This window comes from Enterococcus sp. FDAARGOS_553 (assembly GCF_003812305.1).
Taxonomy (GTDB): Bacteria; Bacillota; Bacilli; order Lactobacillales; family Enterococcaceae; genus Enterococcus_D; species Enterococcus_D gallinarum.
The window spans coordinates 502,836-521,189 of the sequence record NZ_CP033740.1; the positions used below are offsets into that span (position 1 = coordinate 502,836).

Annotated in this window: 19 protein-coding genes; 3 read left to right on the top strand and 16 right to left on the bottom strand. The window is 40.7% G+C overall.

Translation table 11 applies throughout. The annotated features are described in order from the left end of the window. Positions 1-47: 47 nt before the first annotated feature. Complete coding sequence (locus tag EGX73_RS02810; RefSeq protein WP_010776730.1) at positions 48-293, bottom strand: hypothetical protein; 246 nt, start codon at positions 291-293, stop codon at positions 48-50. 75 nt (positions 294-368) lie between these two features. Then, positions 369-641 carry a hypothetical protein gene (locus tag EGX73_RS02815; RefSeq protein WP_123866725.1) on the bottom strand — a complete coding sequence of 91 codons (273 nt, stop codon included), beginning with the start codon at positions 639-641 and terminating at the stop codon, positions 369-371. A gap of 155 nt (positions 642-796) precedes the next feature. Between EGX73_RS02815 and EGX73_RS02820 the strand changes: the two genes are divergently transcribed. Next, positions 797-1,630, top strand: a complete 834-nt coding sequence (locus tag EGX73_RS02820) for a helix-turn-helix transcriptional regulator (RefSeq protein WP_123866726.1) — start codon at positions 797-799, stop codon at positions 1,628-1,630. Positions 1,631-1,671: 41 nt separating this feature from the next. Beyond that, on the top strand, positions 1,672-2,823 hold the full coding sequence (locus EGX73_RS02825; RefSeq protein WP_123866727.1) for a site-specific integrase: 1,152 nt from the start codon (positions 1,672-1,674) through the stop codon (positions 2,821-2,823). A gap of 96 nt (positions 2,824-2,919) precedes the next feature. Here EGX73_RS02825 and sufB read toward each other — a convergent pair whose 3' ends face one another. From sufB to EGX73_RS02890, 13 genes are all read right to left on the bottom strand, one after another. Further along, a complete protein-coding gene (sufB, locus tag EGX73_RS02830; RefSeq protein ID WP_005470231.1) occupies positions 2,920-4,311 on the bottom strand; it encodes a Fe-S cluster assembly protein SufB in 1,392 nt (463 codons plus the stop codon). A gap of 28 nt (positions 4,312-4,339) precedes the next feature. Then, the gene (sufU, locus tag EGX73_RS02835; protein ID WP_003128306.1) at positions 4,340-4,828 is read right to left on the bottom strand and encodes a Fe-S cluster assembly sulfur transfer protein SufU; all 489 of its coding nucleotides are present in this window, start codon (positions 4,826-4,828) and stop codon (positions 4,340-4,342) included. Beyond that, on the bottom strand, positions 4,806-6,050 hold the full coding sequence (locus EGX73_RS02840) for a cysteine desulfurase (protein WP_123866728.1): 1,245 nt from the start codon (positions 6,048-6,050) through the stop codon (positions 4,806-4,808). Before EGX73_RS02840 ends, sufU begins: the two co-directional genes overlap by 23 nt. Next, positions 6,047-7,366, bottom strand: coding sequence for a Fe-S cluster assembly protein SufD (sufD, locus tag EGX73_RS02845; protein WP_003128304.1), 1,320 nt, complete (start codon positions 7,364-7,366; stop codon positions 6,047-6,049). The genes EGX73_RS02840 and sufD overlap by 4 nt, the downstream gene beginning before the upstream one ends. Before the next feature lie 13 nt (positions 7,367-7,379). After that, positions 7,380-8,153, bottom strand: coding sequence for a Fe-S cluster assembly ATPase SufC (gene sufC / locus EGX73_RS02850; protein ID WP_003128303.1), 774 nt, complete (start codon positions 8,151-8,153; stop codon positions 7,380-7,382). 263 nt (positions 8,154-8,416) lie between these two features. Further along, entirely contained in the window at positions 8,417-9,679 is a 1,263-nt protein-coding gene (locus EGX73_RS02855; protein ID WP_029486352.1) for a serine hydrolase, read from the bottom strand. Between the two features lie 45 nt (positions 9,680-9,724). Beyond that, positions 9,725-10,999, bottom strand: coding sequence for a D-alanyl-lipoteichoic acid biosynthesis protein DltD (gene dltD, locus EGX73_RS02860; protein WP_003128301.1), 1,275 nt, complete (start codon positions 10,997-10,999; stop codon positions 9,725-9,727). Further along, the gene (gene dltC, locus EGX73_RS02865) at positions 10,996-11,238 is read right to left on the bottom strand and encodes a D-alanine--poly(phosphoribitol) ligase subunit DltC (RefSeq protein WP_003128300.1); all 243 of its coding nucleotides are present in this window, start codon (positions 11,236-11,238) and stop codon (positions 10,996-10,998) included. Before dltC ends, dltD begins: the two co-directional genes overlap by 4 nt. 14 nt (positions 11,239-11,252) lie before the next feature. Then, positions 11,253-12,452 (bottom strand): D-alanyl-lipoteichoic acid biosynthesis protein DltB, encoded by a 1,200-nt coding sequence (gene dltB / locus EGX73_RS02870; RefSeq protein ID WP_003128298.1) that lies wholly within the window; start codon positions 12,450-12,452, stop codon positions 11,253-11,255. Next, complete coding sequence (gene dltA / locus EGX73_RS02875; protein ID WP_003128296.1) at positions 12,449-13,966, bottom strand: D-alanine--poly(phosphoribitol) ligase subunit DltA; 1,518 nt, start codon at positions 13,964-13,966, stop codon at positions 12,449-12,451. The genes dltB and dltA overlap by 4 nt, the downstream gene beginning before the upstream one ends. An 11-nt stretch (positions 13,967-13,977) precedes the next feature. Continuing rightward, the gene (locus tag EGX73_RS02880; RefSeq protein ID WP_225585975.1) at positions 13,978-14,100 is read right to left on the bottom strand and encodes a teichoic acid D-Ala incorporation-associated protein DltX; all 123 of its coding nucleotides are present in this window, start codon (positions 14,098-14,100) and stop codon (positions 13,978-13,980) included. A gap of 303 nt (positions 14,101-14,403) precedes the next feature. Then, positions 14,404-15,102, bottom strand: a complete 699-nt coding sequence (locus tag EGX73_RS02885; RefSeq protein WP_003128294.1) for a response regulator transcription factor — start codon at positions 15,100-15,102, stop codon at positions 14,404-14,406. A gap of 6 nt (positions 15,103-15,108) precedes the next feature. After that, positions 15,109-16,569, bottom strand: coding sequence for an ATP-binding protein (locus tag EGX73_RS02890; RefSeq protein ID WP_003128293.1), 1,461 nt, complete (start codon positions 16,567-16,569; stop codon positions 15,109-15,111). 480 nt (positions 16,570-17,049) lie between these two features. Here EGX73_RS02890 and EGX73_RS02895 point away from each other — a divergent pair, with 480 nt between their 5' ends. Next, positions 17,050-17,523, top strand: a complete 474-nt coding sequence (locus EGX73_RS02895; RefSeq protein WP_117474730.1) for a GNAT family N-acetyltransferase — start codon at positions 17,050-17,052, stop codon at positions 17,521-17,523. Positions 17,524-17,608: 85 nt separating this feature from the next. Here the strand turns inward: EGX73_RS02895 and EGX73_RS02900 are convergent, their stop codons facing one another. Then, entirely contained in the window at positions 17,609-18,166 is a 558-nt protein-coding gene (locus tag EGX73_RS02900; protein ID WP_003128291.1) for a hypothetical protein, read from the bottom strand. Positions 18,167-18,354 lie beyond the last annotated feature (188 nt).

Consider the following 18,354-nt stretch of genomic DNA (forward strand, 5'->3'; position numbering starts at 1 on the left):
AAAGAATTGTACAGCAAAGGCTTTTTTCTTTTCTCTATCCATAGGTTTTACTCCACTTCTTTTAAACTTGGAAACTGACTTTCTAGCCATGGGATCATGACCGCTAAATTTTTTCTTGCTTGTTCTTCGGTTAAATTAGCTATTTGATTTTGAAGAACAATTAGATCAGCGTAAAGTCGTGCATTCTCTTTTTCTGCTTCCTTACACTCTTTCAAAATACTTTCTGCTTCTTCTACAATTTCACGTACAGAAAAATTCTTGTACTTCTTAGGTATCCAAACTAATTTCAGCATTTCAATCCTCCAATTAGTAATTCTATTGTGACTGCCACTTGACTAACCCGCTTTCCTTTTGCCCCCAGCAACTAATTAAATTTCAAATTGCGTCATCCATTCATCTACTCTTTTTCGATTACAACGCTTTGTTTGATTGATAGTAGAAACGGGAAAATCTAACTCTTTGATAAATTTAGATAAATTAGATCGTGATACTTGTAGATAATCACAAGTCGTTTCTAAGTCCATCCATTCTGGAAAAGTTCGCTTTTCAACTTCTCGTTTCATCGTCTCCACCCATACACGACTAGCGACTTCTGTCAGTTGTTGCTCGATAGTTGGGCTTAAATCTACTTCTAACTTCATTAGCATTCACCTACTTTCTTTCGAACATTTAATTTACATATATGCTTTTATATTGTAAACTATACATACATAGTAAGGCAGAAACGAATACTTGTCAACTATATATTCTGTTTTTATAAAAAATTGTAACGTATACATTCAGAAAGGAGAAAGTAATGCTCTATTTTAAACTAGATAAAATAATGGATAAAAGAAAATTAAGTATTAATAAAGTTTCTTCAGAAACGAAAATTTCCAGACCAGCTCTTACCGCTATGTATAATAATGAATCTAGAGGTGTACAGTTCGAAACTCTTGAGAAACTGATGGAATATTTCAAAGTACCTTTAGAAGAGCTAATAGGCGAAAAAATTAATAAAAATTTGTTTATATTTAAAACTATCACTTCAAAGGAAAACTTAGTCAAAGCAGAAAATGGAGAGCTCGAATCTAGAGATGATGGGTTTGTCGAGGTGAAGCCTTCTCAAACTTTGCCCTACGATGCAGTTTTGATGGAAAATGAAAAAATAGGGGATAAGTTTAGTTTCGTTGTGTACCCAATTGATAATTTAGGACAATCTTCTCCCCTGCTTTTTCAACAGGAAAAAAGAATAACAACTTTATTGATTGCATTTTATAGAACTGATGAGAATGGGAAAGAAGTTGAAATTAGCGATATAAATACTTTTCTAGGTAATCTGAATACAGAAGCTGCAATCACTTTAGCACAAAATATATTCAATTCTTGGTTCTCAATATACAGACTATTGAAAAAGGAATCTGAAATTGCCTTCTCAGATTTTTTACTTTTCGATATTGGGCTCATAGGAAGAAAAACTAGGATTCCTTTAATTGCTAAAGTTGAAAAGAAAAACAAAGGATTCGGCATATTATTGAATTTTGATACTTTTAAAAAAGAATCTAAAATTCAAGGCAATGATAAATATTCTTCTTCATTAGAATTCAAAGAGATACCAGGCGACATGCAAATACCAAAAATAGAAAACTAACCTCCACCACTTGCCCCCAGCAGTACTGGGAGGGAACAATATTGGCAAAATTTGAACAATACAAAGATAAAAACAATAAAAGAAAATGGTTATTCAGTGGATATGTTGCTACTGATCCTATTACAGAAAAAAAGATTGTCACCACTCGTAAGGGTTTTGACACCAAAGCAGAAGCAAGTCTTGAGTTTGATAAATTGAAAGCAAGCATTCTAAAAGGTTCTAAAAAGAAGCGTACAATCACATTCCAAGAGCTATATGACGATTGGTTGGAACAACACCGCAAAAGTGTTAAATCTTCTACAGTAGCCACCAATAGACGGTTTATTGAAGGTCATGTATTGCCAAAATTCGGCAAGTTAAAACTGGACCAAATAACCGTTTCTTTTTGTCAAAAATGTGTGAACGAATGGCACGACAAATACAAGCAATATCACTATATAAGACGTGCTACTGCTCAGGTCATGAATTATGGCGTATCCATGGAATTAATGGAAAGTAACCCCATGAAAAAGACGATTCTTCCACGCAAAAAAGAAGAGGAAAAGAAACCTAACTTTTATAGTAAAAATGAATTACACGAGTTTATGACATTCGTTAAAACACTTGATAACTATAAATACTATGCGTTCTTCCGTTTGCTTGCTATTACTGGCATGCGTAAATCAGAAGCGTTAGGGCTGTATATTAAAGACTTAAATATATTCAACAAGACACTAACAATCGGTAAAACGATAGCCATTGATGAATACGATCAGGTTGTTTTACAGACCCCTAAAACAAAAAATTCATACCGCACCATCAGCTTAGACGATGAAACGATACGAATTTTGCAAAAATGGTTCAGTATTCAAAAAGAAGATTATTTCAAACTTGGGTTTAATACTTCAAAGGCAAAACAACTCATGTTTAGCAATATGAGTAATGATTTATATTATCCGCAAGTGGTAAACGATTGGCTTGATTGGATTTATGACAAAGCAGAAAAAGAAGGCTTAACTTTAAAAAGAATAAGTCCTCATGGTTTCCGACATACTGCTTGTTCACTTATGTTTGAAGCTGGCGCAACGATTAATGAGGTTCAGAAGCGCTTAGGTCATAAAGACGTAAAAACTACCATGAACATTTATAGCCATGTTACACCGCAACAAGCAGAAAACACCAGTCAGAAGTTAGCAAACTATTTAGGTTTCTGACAAATAGATAGTTTTTCGGATAGTATTTATGAGATGGAAGGCAAATAAAAAGCCAAGAACGCTATGATATCAACGTTCTTAGCCTATAGTTAGGTTTTAACCTACACTGCCTTCCATCTCATAACTTATCAATCGGTTTAGCTCGACGGCGTATTCCATTGGTAGTTCTTTGGTGAATGGTTCGACGAAGCCCATGACGATCATTTCGGTGGCTTCGCTTTCGGATAGGCCGCGGCTCATGAGGTAGTAGAGTTGTTCTTCTGAGATTTTTGAGACTTTTGCTTCGTGTTCTAATGATACTTGGCTGTTGTGGATTTCATTGAATGGAATGGTATCGGATTTCGATAGATCATCCATGATGATAGTGTCACATTCGATGTGAGAGATAGAGCCTGCGCTCTTCTTGCCGAAGGTGACTTGTCCACGATAGTTTACGGCGCCGCCGTCTTTTGAAATAGATTTCGAGACGATGGAGCTGGAAGTGTTTGGTGCGTTGTGGATCATTTTAGCACCTGTATCTTGGATTTGGTTCGCACCGGCAAATGCAATGGAGAGCATCGTACCGCGGGCGCCTTTGCCATCGAGATAGACACTTGGATATTTCATGGTTGTTTTGGCACCTAAGTTGCCGTCGATCCATTCGACTGTGGCACCTTCCAATGCTTTTGCTCGTTTGGTTACGAGGTTATAGACATTGTCGGACCAGTTTTGGATGGTTGTATAACGGCAGTAGGCATCTTTCAAGGTGAAAATTTCGACGATAGCTGCATGCAAACTATTACTGGAATAGGTTGGTGCGGTACAGCCTTCCACATAGTGGACGCTGGCACCTTCATCAACGATAATCAATGTTCGTTCGAACTGACCGGTGTTTTCGGCATTGATCCGGAAATAGGTTTGCAGCGGTACGTCAACGCGGACGCCTTTTGGTACATAGATAAAGGTTCCACCGGACCAAACAGCTGAGTTCAGTGCAGCCAATTTGTTATCGGTTGGCGGTACTAATTTTGAAAAGTATTGCTTGAAGATCTCTGGGTATTCTTTCAAGGCTGAATCGGTATCGGTAAAGATGATGCCTAACTTTTCAAACTCTTCTTTCATGTTATGGTAAACGACTTCTGATTCATACTGTGCCGAAGCCCCGGCTAAATAGGCACGTTCTGCTTCGGGAATTCCGATTCGTTCAAAGGTTTCTTTGATTTTTTCTGGTACATCATCCCAGTCTCGAGCTGGGCTGTCGCTAGGTTTTTGATAATATTTGATGGCATCGAAATCGATGTCGGACAGATCCGGTCCCCAGTTTTGCATGGGCATTTTGTTGAAGGCTTCTAATGACTTCAATCGGAATTCCAACATCCATTCTGGTTCTTGTTTGACCCGTGAGATTTCACGGACGATGTCTTCGGTCAAGCCTTCACCGGTACTAAATACGGGCTGCACGTCATCGTGGAAGCCAAATTTATATTCTTCTAATTCGGGTACACCCATGGTTCTCACTCCTTTGTTTTGCTGCAATCTACTCTACTTGATGCTCATCGGTTTCCGAGTGTCTGTGTTCCACATCTGATTGTTGGGTATCGTCGGCGATCGCTTTTTCCAATGCTTTCCATGCAAGGGTGGCACATTTGATCCGCGCGGGAAACTTAGCCACTCCTCCTAGCATTGAAGCATCACCTAGACGGTCACTGTCAGAAACAGTATGACCTTGGACCAATTCAGAAAATAAACCTGACAATTCTCCAGCTTCGGTCAATGTTTTGCCGATCACTGCATCTCCCATCATTGAAGCACTGGCAGTGCTGATAGAACAGCCTTCACCGGTAAATGCCACGTCTTTGATGGTCTCCCCTTCAACGGCGAGTTCTAAATGAATCACATCGCCACAAGTGGGATTATTCAATTCAACTTTATAGGTAGAATCTCCTAGTGTTCCGCGATGATGGGGGTGACTGGAATGATCTAATATGACTTGTCGGTATAAATTATCTAATTTCGTTAATGCCATGTTGGAAAAACTCCTTTGTTAACTTGATGGCGTCAACCAATCGATCGGCGTCCTCTCTTGTATTATACAGGTAAAAGCTGGCACGTGCAGTTGCCGGTACGTGCAAATAGTTTAAGAGGGGTTGTGCACAATGATGACCGGCACGGACAGCGACACCTTCCATGTCTAATGCAGTCGCTACATCATGGGGATGAATCCCGTCGATGTTAAAAGCGATGACACCTGTTCGTTTGGCTGCTTCTTGTGGACCATAAATCGTCAGTCCATCAATGGCTTGCAATTTTGGCAAAACATAAGCGACCAGTTCAGCCTCGTGTTGATGGATGGCCGCTAACCCAAGTTCACTCAAGTAATCTACCGCTGCCCCTAGCCCGATGGCGCCAGCTATGTTTGGAGTACCTGCTTCAAACTTCCATGGCAATTCTTTCCACGTGCTTTCTTGAAGATGAACGAAATCAATCATTTCGCCGCCAAATTCCACTGGCTCCATCTGATCTAACCAATAACGTTTGCCATATAAGACACCAATGCCGGTCGGGCCGCACACTTTATGACCAGAAAAAGCATAGAAGTCACAATCTAATGATTGGACATCAACTGACATATGGGGAACTGCTTGGGCGCCATCTACTACTATCACGGCTTGGTGTTGATGGGCTAGTTGCGTTAACTCAGCAATTGGATTGATCACACCAAGAACATTTGAGACATGAGCAATGGCAACCACCGCTGTTTTATCCGTGATCTGTTGACGTGCATCATCCATGTCAAGGATACCTTCTGGCGTCAATTGGATATATTTCAGAATCGCTTTCTTGCGTTTTGCCAGTTGTTGCCATGGGATGATATTGGAATGGTGCTCCATGTAAGAGATCACGATCTCATCACCTTCATTGACAAATTGATCCCCAAAACTGCGGGCTACCCAATTCAGGCTTGTCGTCGTACCACGAGTGAACAACACTTCGGCGGTTTCTTTGGCCTGAATAAAATGGCGAACTTTTTCCCGCGCGGCTTCATAAGAATGGGTCGCCCGTTCCGCCAATGTATGAACGCCACGGTGAACGTTGGCATTGTCTTGATGATAATAGGCAGCGATCGTCTTCAAAACGGCTTCCGGCTTTTGGGTGGTGGCAGCATTATCAAGATAGACTAATGGCTCATCATTGACGACTTGATCCAAGATAGGAAACGCTTGTTTCACTTTTTGGGCATCGATCATGCAAGTAACTTCCCTTCAATAACAGCCACCAGTTCTTGTTGCACTTCTTTCACAGGAATGGCTGTTAAGACAGATCCCAGAAATCCGCGAATCACTAAGCGTTCTGCTTCTTCCTTGCGCAAGCCGCGACTCATCAAGTAGTACATTTCTTCTGGATCGACACGACCCACACTGGCAGCATGTCCTGCCGTAACTTCATGTTCGTCAATCAATAGAATCGGATTGGCATCGCCACGAGCTTGGTCAGACAACATTAAGACCCGACTTTCTTGTTGGGCATCGGCACCTTTGGCTCCTTTTAAAATATGTCCGATACCGTTGAAGGTCAAGACGCCGCGTTCTCTAATGACACCATGTTGCAAAATGTGGCCGATCGAATGTGGTGCTTTATTTGTCACTCGCGTATCGATCCCTTGTGTTTGCCGACCGGCACTGATAGCAACAGCTTTTACTTCAGAATGGGCGCCTTCGCCAACGAGGTCTGAATCAAAGTCAGCAATCACATCGCCGTCATTCATGACACCAATCGCCCAATCAACCATAGCGTCTCGTAAGACATAGCCTCGTCGATTCATATAGGTAGTGATATTGACCCCCAATTGATCAATAGCTGAGAATTTGACTTTAGCCCCTGCTTTGGCGATCACTTCTACAACGATATTTCCAGATAACTTTTTGGCTTGATCCCCTTTGGTTTGGAAACGTTCCAAGTAGCTGAATTCACTGTGCTCATCTGCTACGATCAAGACATGCTTGAAGAAATGCGCTTGGCTATTGCCATTATGATAGAAGATTGCTTCTAGTGGTTCTTCAATGATGACATTCTTGGGTACATATAAAAATAAACCACTATTCATAAATGCCGCATGGGCCGCAGTCATTTTGTCTTCATCCATTGGGACTGCTTTAGTCATATAGTATTGATTGACGAGTTCTGGTACTTCTCTCATTGCGGTAAACAAGTCCGTAAAAATGACACCTTGATCCACTAGATGTTGCGGTAATTGTTCAAAGACCGTTGTTTCATCAAACTGAACAACCGTTGGATGGCTATCCATTGCATCAAAGGATGGAACTGCCCCCAATCCTGCTGCCGCTGGATCAATCACGCCAGAGAATTCTTGTTCACCGACAAGTGCTGCTTCATTGATATTAAACAAAGGCCAGCGTTCATAACGGACCCGTTCAATTTTTGGAAACGGGAGTTCATCCACTTTTGCAAGGGCTGCTTGGCGGAGTTCCAACATCCATTCAGGTTCTTCTTTCAACGCTGAAAACACGTTGACTTGGTCAAGATAATCCTGTAATTTTGCCATTTGCCTTGCCTCCTTATGCTTCTTCTTCTTTGTAGTCGATCCCTAATTCTTTACTGATTCCAGCATAGCCTTCAGCTTCCAGGCGTTTCGCTAAATCAGCAGATCCCGTCATTACCACGCGACCTTCCATCATGATATGTACCACGTCAGGAGTGATATAATTCAACAACCGTTGATAGTGTGTAATGATGAGCGCGCCAAAGCCTTCCCCGCGCATTTCATTGACCCCTTTAGCGACGACTTTCAAGGCATCAATGTCTAATCCAGAGTCGATTTCATCTAAAATCGCAAATGTTGGTTCTAGCATCAATAATTGCAAGATTTCGTTCCGTTTCTTTTCCCCGCCAGAGAAACCTTCATTCAAATAGCGTTCTGCCATTTCTTCTGGCATGTTCAATAGATCCATTTTTTGATCTAATTTCTTTAGAAAATCCATGACAGAGATTTTGTCCTCTTCATCCCGTTTAGCGTTGATAGCAGCTCGCATGAATTCAGCATTTGTGATTCCTGGAATTTCACTAGGGTATTGCATCGCCAAGAACAAACCTAAACGTGCTCGCTCATCCACTTCCATTTCCAGCACATTTTCCCCATCGAACAAGATTTCTCCTTCAGTGACTTCATAATTCGGGTTTCCCATAATTGCTGCAGATAAGGTAGATTTTCCTGTCCCATTAGGTCCCATGATGGCATGGATCTCACCGGTTTTTAAAACAAGATCAACACCTTTTAAGATCTTTTTATCTTCAATTTGGACATGCAGGTTTTTGATTTCTAAAACTGACATTCTGTTCCCTCCAGTATCTTTTCTTTCTCACTATTTTAGACTAATTGAGAATGAAGTTCAAACGCAATTGCCTACTTTTTTAAAATTCTTCTAATCTAGCCCCTAGAGATACATTGGAATCATTACAAACTGCTGTGAGGATCCCCTTTGAAAGAAACTAAAAAAAGACACCCTCAGCCCCGACGAAAGCATGTGCTTTTGTCTTTAGGAACAGAGGGTGTCCTACTTGAAAACTCTAAGCTTGCACGAGCAAAATGATGCAATCAAAAAGAAGCATCAACATTTGCAAGCGGATGATAGAGTTGATTCATTAATTCTGTGTCGCTTTTACGTCCACGATTGGATAGTAGGATCACGCTGGTTTTGTTGTCTTTAGAAAACAACCCAAACGATTCGAATCCTCCTTTACCACCATGAGCCCGAAAATAAGTCCCTTTGTCATAAAAACCTGCGGCATAGGACCCGCCAGCGGCTGGTTGCCACATTTGCTTCAGTGAAGCTTTATCCAGCAGTTTCCCATTCAATAATAAATCATAATAGCGATACAAGTCGCCAACTGACATATAGAGATTTCCAGTTCCTACCTCAGCTGCCAAGTTGGCTGAGGAAATATTGTTAGGGTTCCCGTAAGGATCTGCTTCGCCATCCGTTTTGTAATTGACCGTAGGATGATCCTGCTGTAAAAAGGCTTTATACAAGAAAGATTGTTTCAACCCATTCTTATTGATAAAAAAATCCGTTAACAACGCATCATAACTTTTTCCTGATACTTTTGTCAAAATACCTGCCAGTAAATTGTAGTTGATGGGACTATATTTGAATGTTCCTTGGGTTCCGGATAAGACAGCATGGGTGGCATCCCAGTCGAGGATCTGTTGCACGTCTTCCAGCCCTTGCGGATTTTCTGAAAGTTTGAGTCCGGAAGCCATCTGCAGCATTTGCTGAATCGTAATCTTGGCAGCGCCTGGAATATACGGATAAAAGCGCGCTAATGTATCCGTCAAGGATAGTTTCCCTTCCTTAATTGCCCGCATGATCAAGACCGCCGTCAATCCTTTTTGCATCGAGCCAATATTGAATAATGTTGCCGGGGTGTTTTTGACATCAGCTGCTTTGTCAGCATATCCGTACCCTTTGTGCAGCAGGACTTTCCCGTTTTTTACAACCAATGCACTTCCAATAAAACCACTGGAAAGAATTTTCTGATCGTAGCTGGCTCCTTCGGCTGTGACGACTTCTTGGTCACTAATGAGATTGTCATAGTTCCCCGCATCCAACAAGTCCTGTTTCTTGTTTGCGGGTTGCTCCTTTTTGGAGGAGGAGCTGCTGGCAGTACTGGAATGTGCGACTTGCTCACTGTAATGATCAGAAGCAGCCGTTGGTTCCGTTGGCAAAAACAAGTAGTAGATGCCAATGAGACCACAAATGATTACCAGGATATCAATCCCAAGCAATAGTTTTTGAACGTTTCTTTTTGAGCGTCTTTTTGAGCGTCTTTTTGCATGTCTTTTCGTATGTCTACTCATTGAATGAAGCCTCCAGCATTCCTATTCTCCAACAGTCCTCCTTTTTCATTTCCCCTGAATATCTTTTGGTGCCTCTTGCTGCCAATTTTTGGAGAGAAAATAATGGTTGATTTCATACAACGGTTTTTCTTTGACCTTGGAATCCAAGAATGGCTGAATGTATTCATCTGCTGCCAACCAGCCACGCCAGCCTAAGTGAATCGTATCTTCCATGAAATAGGGTTGATTGCCCTTCGTTGATAAATCAGCGATATTCATGAAGCCCTGGCTTCTTAACTGGTAGCGGATCTTTTTGTCAAAACCGGACAACACCTCTTGCGGCAAGCCGGTATAATCCATCCACTTCTGATTGATGGGCGGAATCACAAATAAGACATCCACATTGTTGCGAGCAAATTCTGTCAGTACTAGTTGAAAGTCGCTATATTCTGGTCCAAAACGATAATCCCATTTCTTTTGAGAGCCTTTCATTTTATCTATGCGGCTTTGCAGATTATGTTGGTAAAAAGAATTCTTGATCCCTAAAGAATTATTAGTCGTTTCTGCTTTTCCTTCATTATCGGCTACTTGTTCTATTTGAGCGAGATTATAGGTAGAAGGTAATTTCTTTGCAGCAGCAGTGATTTTGTCAGTCAAGTTGTGCCCCAACCCAAGACCACTAAAAAGCTCATCTTCCCGTTTCAAAATAGATCGTTGCAGATCAATCTGTTTTTTCTGCCAATCAGTCGGTATCTTACCGGATTTCACTTCATTCAAGACTTGTTCCGTCAAGCTATTTTCTTTCACTTTCGAATAGTCTAAGAGACGTTCGGCATAGTATTGATCGGTGTCAGAGACTTTCTTTAACGAAGAGAGCCAATCGTACACATGCTGTTCGGAATAATGATGGTTGAAATAGTCTCCTTTCAACCCTTTAGGAACGAACCATTGAGGGGAAACGATGAAGACTGCTTTTTTCCCTGCTAATTCTTTCGCCATTGATTGAATGATGGCGTACTGGGTCAGCGACTGGGTGCCAGGTGCACCAATCAAAAATGGCGTATAAGAACGTTGATATTTCTGCGACAATACGGAAGGATGGGTGGCACTCACACGGTTTAATTCGGATGAGCCAAAAAATGGGACATATTTTCCTGTTGCTATTGCCTCATTTTTGATACGATCCCCGCGAAACACCACATCATTCATTGCCGTCGCCGCTTGAGCGATGACTTTCGGATCGTGGCTATTGATCTTCCAAGGGCCAAGGAAGAGTACCCCGACAAGAATCCCCACACAAAGAAGCGGTCCAAAAGCCGTGAGTAGTCGTTTTTTCATCATCGGCTTTGCAGCGTGTCGACTTTCTCAATGATTTTTGCTGGTGTATTCCACTCTGCCCGGTCAAATTCCGATACGGGAAATTCAATTCCTAACTGCCCTTCTAGTTCAACCAGCAATTGAACAGATCCTAATGAATCTAATAATCCTTCACCAAAAAGATCGATTGTTTCGTTTTCTTTTACTTCATCACTTCCTGTAACTGATTCTAAAATGTCTAATACTGCTTCTTTGGTTGTCATATTCTTTTCTCCTTTTATTTAACGAATAATTTGTCCAAGATTCCTGAGAAAATCAGAAAACTAAAGCAAACTGCTTGGAAGGTCAATACAGTGGACACCGCTTTGGTTAGGTTGTTCGATGGCAGATTTCCTTGTTTTTTCTTCCAACGGATCCACGCATCATTTCCGCAAATCAATGTCGCATGATATACCCCGTATAAAATGTAATACCAGGTAAGTCCATGCCAAATGCCCATTAACAAAAAGAGGGCAAAATAGCCGACATTGGATGCGACGATACGGCTTTTGAAAACTTTCTTCTTGATCAGTGTGAACATTAAACGCATGTACACATAGTCTCGGAACCAAAAAGACAGACTCATGTGCCAACGATTCCAGAATTCTTTGATATTAGGCGCCAGAAAAGGTTTATTGAAGTTAGCTGGTGTATCATAACCCATGAAGTTGCTGACACCAATCGCAAACAAACTATAGCCAGCAAAATCAAAGAACAGATACATACTATAAACATACATATAACTCAGCATTCCCCAAGAGAACAAGCCATTTTGCAGGGCTTCTTTGGTTACGATCGGCAGTAATACTTGACCGAGATAATAACCAAGAATGAACTTATACAGGAGCCCTAGCATGATTTTGGCGACTCCTTTGTTTAAATAATCGAGATACACTTCTTTTGTCGGCGGATTCAGCAGATCCTTCTCAAAGCGGCGATACCGATCGATCGGACCCGAAGAAATCGTTGGAAAGTATAGTAGAAACTGGATATAACGCCAAGGATGGTATTCTTTGATCAGTCCATCCCGTATCTCCATGATCATTTGCACTGATTTAAAGGTCAGATAAGAGATACCCAAGAAATAAATCAATGAGGCATGTCCAACAAAGAAAGGGGTGACTTTGCTCAATGCCAATGGTAAAATCGCTGCTACCACTGCACCATAAAAGACGCCTGAAGTATTTGCTCGTTGGCGATGCTGATAATAGCCATAGACGAGTAATGTCTGATACACGACGTATCCGATCAGCGCTAGCCCCTGTTGCCAATATTCACCACCAAAACTTACGTACAATACCACTAGTGTGAGTAACGTTTGATACCATTGCCAACGCTTTTGTTTGAACAGCAGCACAAGCATCATCGGAAGCAATCCTACCATTAGCCAAATGAAATAGGTGGGATTTGCATAAGGAATCATATGCTGCAGGTTCATGAAGGATTCACCTCATTTGTCAGCCATTTGCGGTCGATTTTGCCATTTGCCGTATGAGGCAACTGCTCAACATAGATAAATCGCTGCGGAATCATATACTCCATCACTGTTTCACTCAGTGAAGATTTGATGGCTTTTGTCAGTTGGAACTCTTTCTCGAATGGGTGCGTTTCGGGAACGACATAAGCAATCAGCTGTTCCACTTTCTTTTCTTGATATTTAGGGACTACGACGGCTTGTTTGACCCACGAACTATTGCTTAAATGATGGTCGATCTCTTCTAATTCCATTCGATACCCATGGAACTTCACTTGAAAATCAAGACGCCCTTCATAATGCAACAAACCATCTTCCGTCATTCTGCCACTATCGCCGGTTCGATACGCTGGTTGCCCTTCATGGACAAAAAATGCCTCTTTTGTTTTCTCGGGATTGTTCAGATACCCTTTTGACACGCTAGGACCACTAATGATGATCTCACCTACTTGCCCTTTAGGAACTAGTTGATCTTCTTCCATAAAGAAAACCGTCGAATCTTCTTTCACATACCCAATTGGCACTCGATCATATTGCTCCAGTAATTCTTCAGTGATTTGCACTCCGGATACGGCAACAGTCGCTTCAGTAGGTCCATAGGTATTGTAGATTTTTGCATTTGGAAAACGTTCCAGCAGTGCGTGAGCGGTTTTTTTTGGTAGTTCTTCCCCACAGAATAAGAAACGTTCCAACTGAGGAACGTGCATCCCGTCAAAGGTCTCTTCCATCAAACATAGTTTCATAAATGAAGGTGTCGAGATCCAAACATTGATAGCCAATTGCGGCAAGGTTCCAAACAATGTTTTGAAGTCATTAATGACCGCCTTTTTTAAAGGCACCAAACAGCCGCCAGAAGTCAATGCTGGATATAACCCCATGACAGAGAGATCAAAGGAATACGGTGCCTGTGCCAAATAATGCATCCCTTCGCGTAAAGAAAAATCCTTCAATGTCCATTGCACGAAACTCAATAAATTTCCATGACTAATCTGAACTCCTTTAGGGATGCCGGTCGTTCCTGATGTGAAGATGATGTAGTAAATATCATCCTTCCCTAGTACTTTTGTAGTGCCTAAATTGCGCCCACTTTGATAGATTTCTTCCAATTGATTTATTTCTAGCATTGGAATCATTGTTTCCGGACCTTGCCAGTCAGCTACGCTAATGATCAAATCTGGCGTAACCACAGAGAGGATCAATTCAATACGCTCTTTTGGCGTGGTACTTTCAATCGGAATATATGCCCGACCTGTTTTGGAAGCTGCCAAAAAGGCTGTTAGCATGTCAAATTCTAACTCGCCATAAACCACGATCGGTCCGCGAGTTTCCAGAGTTTCCTCGAGATAGGCAGCTAATTGGTCGGATCGAGCTGCTAATTGTCCATAAGTATATGTTAGGTCATCTTCTCGGTAGGCAATCCTCTCTGGATCCTTTTGTGCCCATTCTTCAATGGCTTGCACAATATTTACCACGTTCATGAACATTCCTCCTAAAATTCATTATAGATAAAGGTGCCACCTTGCACGTTTTTATAATGATAAAGATAAATCAGCATCAAAATGATACAGAAATAAAAAAGGGTTTTGCCTGCAAAGAAGAGTGCTTGACGCACATGTTCATTTTTGATTCGTTGTTTCACCAAATCCCTCCTTTTCTTGCTATATTGATTCTAGAATGAAGGAGTAAATAATTGACCTTGAAATGTTAAACAATTTATAAACTGGCGATAAACTTTTTATTTCATTTATTAGTTTTTTTTTAATCTGCTTACATTTTTGTAATACAAAATGGCTTTCACGAACAAAATTGTCATCTCTTCATAAAAAAAGCAAGAATCTCTTTAAACAGCACCTATGCTGAAAAAAGATTCTTGCTGCTATATTTTTTGGCAGCAACTAACCACTTTGCTGCAATGTTACGCCTTAAAGCGATACCCTGCTCCCCAGACGGTTTGAATATATTGTGGATTGGTGGGATCTTCCTCGACTTTTTCTCTTAAACGATTGATATGGACGGCGACGGTTCGGATGTTGCCTAGTGCTTCCATCCCCCAGATTTTTTCATAGAGTTGTTCTTTGCTGAAGACGATCTCTGGATTTTCCATCAAAAAGAGCAATAACTCATACTCTCGATGTTTGCAGTCAACTTCGATTCCATCCACGTAAACCCGATGCGTTTGTGAATTGATTCGGATACCGCCTAATTCGATTTCACTAGATACAGTTTCTGTCTGTTGTCCGCGCTTGATCCGATTGTATTGTGCAATGTTCGCTTTGACCCGAGCGACAAGTTCGGTTGGCGAAAAAGGTTTCGAAATATAATCATCCGCACCTATACCTAAACCTCGCAGCTTTTCTAATTCTTCTGACTTGGCCGTGACCATAATGATTGGAATATCGACTTTATCGCGAATGTTTCGACAAATCTCATGTCCATCCATTCCTGGCAGCATCACATCCAATAGGATCAATTGGTATTTCTCCGTCAATGCTTCATGATAGCCCACACAACCGTCGTTAACGATATGGACTTCATACCCTTCCATTTCTAAAAAATCTTTTTCGATCATTGAAATATCTTCATCGTCTTCAATAATTAATACTCGTACACTCAACTTCGATCACTTCCTTTTTGATTTAACTGGGAGGGTGATAACGATCGCTAATCCCCCTGCTGGATGGTTGTACGCTTGAATCGTTCCATTGAATCCTTCAATGATTTTCTTCGAAATCGCTAAGCCTAAGCCATTGCCTTTGCTCGGGTTGGTTCTTGAGCGGTCATCGCGATAGAAAAGTTCAAACAAGTCTTCCAAATTCTCTTCCGAAACACCGCTGCCGTTATCAATGATCGACAAGATAAACTGTTCCTCAACTACTTCATAAGAGACGACCACTTGTTTATCGTTGCGATCCACATACTTGCGGGCATTTTCAAATAGATTTGTTAAGACTGTACGAAACTGAACTGGATCCACTTCTAGCGAAACGTTTTGATCCGTCGGTTCCAATAGAATCGTCAATCCATTCAATTCGTATTCCTGCTGGATAAAGCCGATGTATTCATCGATCAGTTTTTTACTAGTAGTTGTCACTAGATTGAAAGGAAATTCACCGGTATCCAACTTAGAAAACAAGAAAAGCTGTGCAATCACTTGGTCCAAATCATCGATCTTCTTTTTTACAATCGTAAAATATTTGGTCCGCATGGCAGGTGTATTAGCGATCCCCTTCTCTAATCCTTCGACATAGGCTTTGATCGAAGTCAGTGGGGTTCGCAGATCATGGGAAATACCCGCGATCAATTCTCGACGATTGGTTTCCAGTTTGTTTTGATTATCCATCATTTCTTTCAGCTGACGTGCCATACCGTTGAAGTCTTTTGAGACCGGTAAAAATTCATCTTGCTTCGTATACTGGATCTGATATTGCAGATCTCCTTCTCTGATTTTATAGAAACCTACAGTCAATAATTCCAAAGGATCGGTAATACTTCTTGTGAGATATCGCGTCAGAACACGGCTAGTAATAAAAATAATCGACAAAATCAAAATCACGACTAACACGATGATCCGAGACAACATCGCTTTGTAATCGCGATCCCATAATGGATCTTGATAATACAAATCATTGTAATAATTTGAATTGATCAAGATAATCTTGTAGTTGCTGGTATCAAATGTCGTAAGAAAGGTTTGATCTTTTAAGTAACTATGTTCTCCCTCTTCTTTAAGAGCAGTTTCTTTCATTTTTTGATCTGTTACTTCCCCTACAGACGAAATTAGCTTGTCGCCGCGATAAACCAGCAATGCAATATTTTTGCTATGATTGGTCTTTTTGAAATGTTGCATGTCGGCGACTACTTCTGCATCTGTCGTCTTCTCCGTATCCCATTTGATCACCAGACTTTCAACCGTCGCATACTGGGCACGAAATTCGGTATTCTTGATCATGGCTCCTTCATCTAGCCCCCAGAAATAACGCCAGACCATTAAAAAAGCAATCACTGAAGCTAATAAGCTCAATAAAACTGGGACAATAATCATCAATATATGCGATATAAATAAACGCTGCTTGATAGTCATTCTTTTCCTCTTCTCTTTGATAGCGATGATTCAACATAGTTATGCAGCCATCATTTAAAGTGTTCTCTTTGAAAAAATTGGGATCGCCTGTTTTCACGACGTGATCCGCCTCTTATTGAAAGGAGGTGCTGTCTATTTTTTTCGATTTTAGCCCATACTTATAGGTACTTCAACCGATGCCTTCAGTCAGTTGTGAAAGAGTGAATTCTTTCTTCCTTGCACACGCAATGATCCGATTTCTTACCTTTTTAAATAAAGAAAATAAAATTTGATTATCAGAATAATAAAAACTGAGCCAATACTATAGTAACAGGAAATAGTAAACAAAAAGTAAACTATTGCTAAAAAGTAAATTAAATACGAAAAGTACAGCCCGGCTTCTCCCCCTAACGCAAGACTAGCTGCTAATTGCGGCAACTGTATTTGTTCTTTGAGACAGCTTTCGTTATACTAAAAAAAATGGAAGAAAGGACATACACTATGACAGTCAGAATTGAAGAAGTGTCCCAGTCTACTTGGCGTACAGTTGCTGCCTTAAAAGTATCAGAATCCCAACATACTTTTATTGAAGACAACACCACCTCCTTGCTGGAAGCTGCATATGATACTTCTTTGCATTGGGTCCCGCTTGCTTTGTACAAAGAAGAAACCATTGTCGGCTTTGCAATGGTCGGTGCCTATAACGAACAAGAACAAAGTATTTGGTTGGATCGCTTGATGATCGATCAGCATTGGCAAAAATTAGGCTTAGGCAAGAAATTTATGCCGTTGCTCCTAGACTATCTTTTCTGCCATTGGACAGTGGAAAAAATCTATTTAAGTGCCCACAAAGAGAACAAAACGATCTTTTCGTTTTATACCGCTTTTGGCTTTAGGCATACCCACCACATAGATCCAGAAAATGGTGAACTGATTATGGTATACAAGAAAACGACTGCGACAGAACCTTTCTAAAGGTTCTTCGCAGTCTTTTTGCTTGTTTCAATGAAAATGCGATAGTCGGGTTTCACCTGACACTTGGACTAATTTGAATCTGTCTCTATTCTATTCGATCAGTCACTAAAGGAATATCGATTCTATTACTTTTGATTTCGTCAGGGATCCTATCTGAATCATTGCAATTTAGTAAAGGAGTTAAGCGATCGTCTATCCTTTTTTCAATTGCTGCAAAAGCTGGATGATTCCACAGCAGCAAAAATGGTTTCAAAGAATTGATAGCAAATTTTAGCGGGTTCGGATTTATCTTGCTTTTCAAATCTAAAAATAAGAAATGGTACCCATTAGTCGCAGCTCCTAATCTTCTTATCTCTAAATAAAGATATTCCAAGTCTGCTCTTCTTATGTGAAATAGTTCCTGTTCCTGCTTTTTCATAAACAAACAATGGTTTTCCCCCAACTTGATTATGTCAATCGTATCTTCTCCAATGATACATTTGCAATTAGGCGTTCCAGCTGAACATTTGACAAACCCTTGAGGATATTCCTTGGCGTCAATTTCAATCAGTGCTGCTACCCGCTTTCCATCGAGTAACATTTTTTGGATGTCATTTGAAAATGTACTATAAAACCATGATTGATTACTCGTTTGCTTGTCCATTTACCCAGCTCCTCCCTGGCATACTTGTTCAAAAACGTTTGTCTATAAAAGGCGCCATTCTATCATTAAGAGTAGTCTACTATTAAGAATAGTCTACTTCTTACTTCTCAAACATACAATAACATTTTTTATTTTGAATATATTTTTTTAGCTTACTTATTTTGAGCAATGGGCTTCGCCCAAAGTTT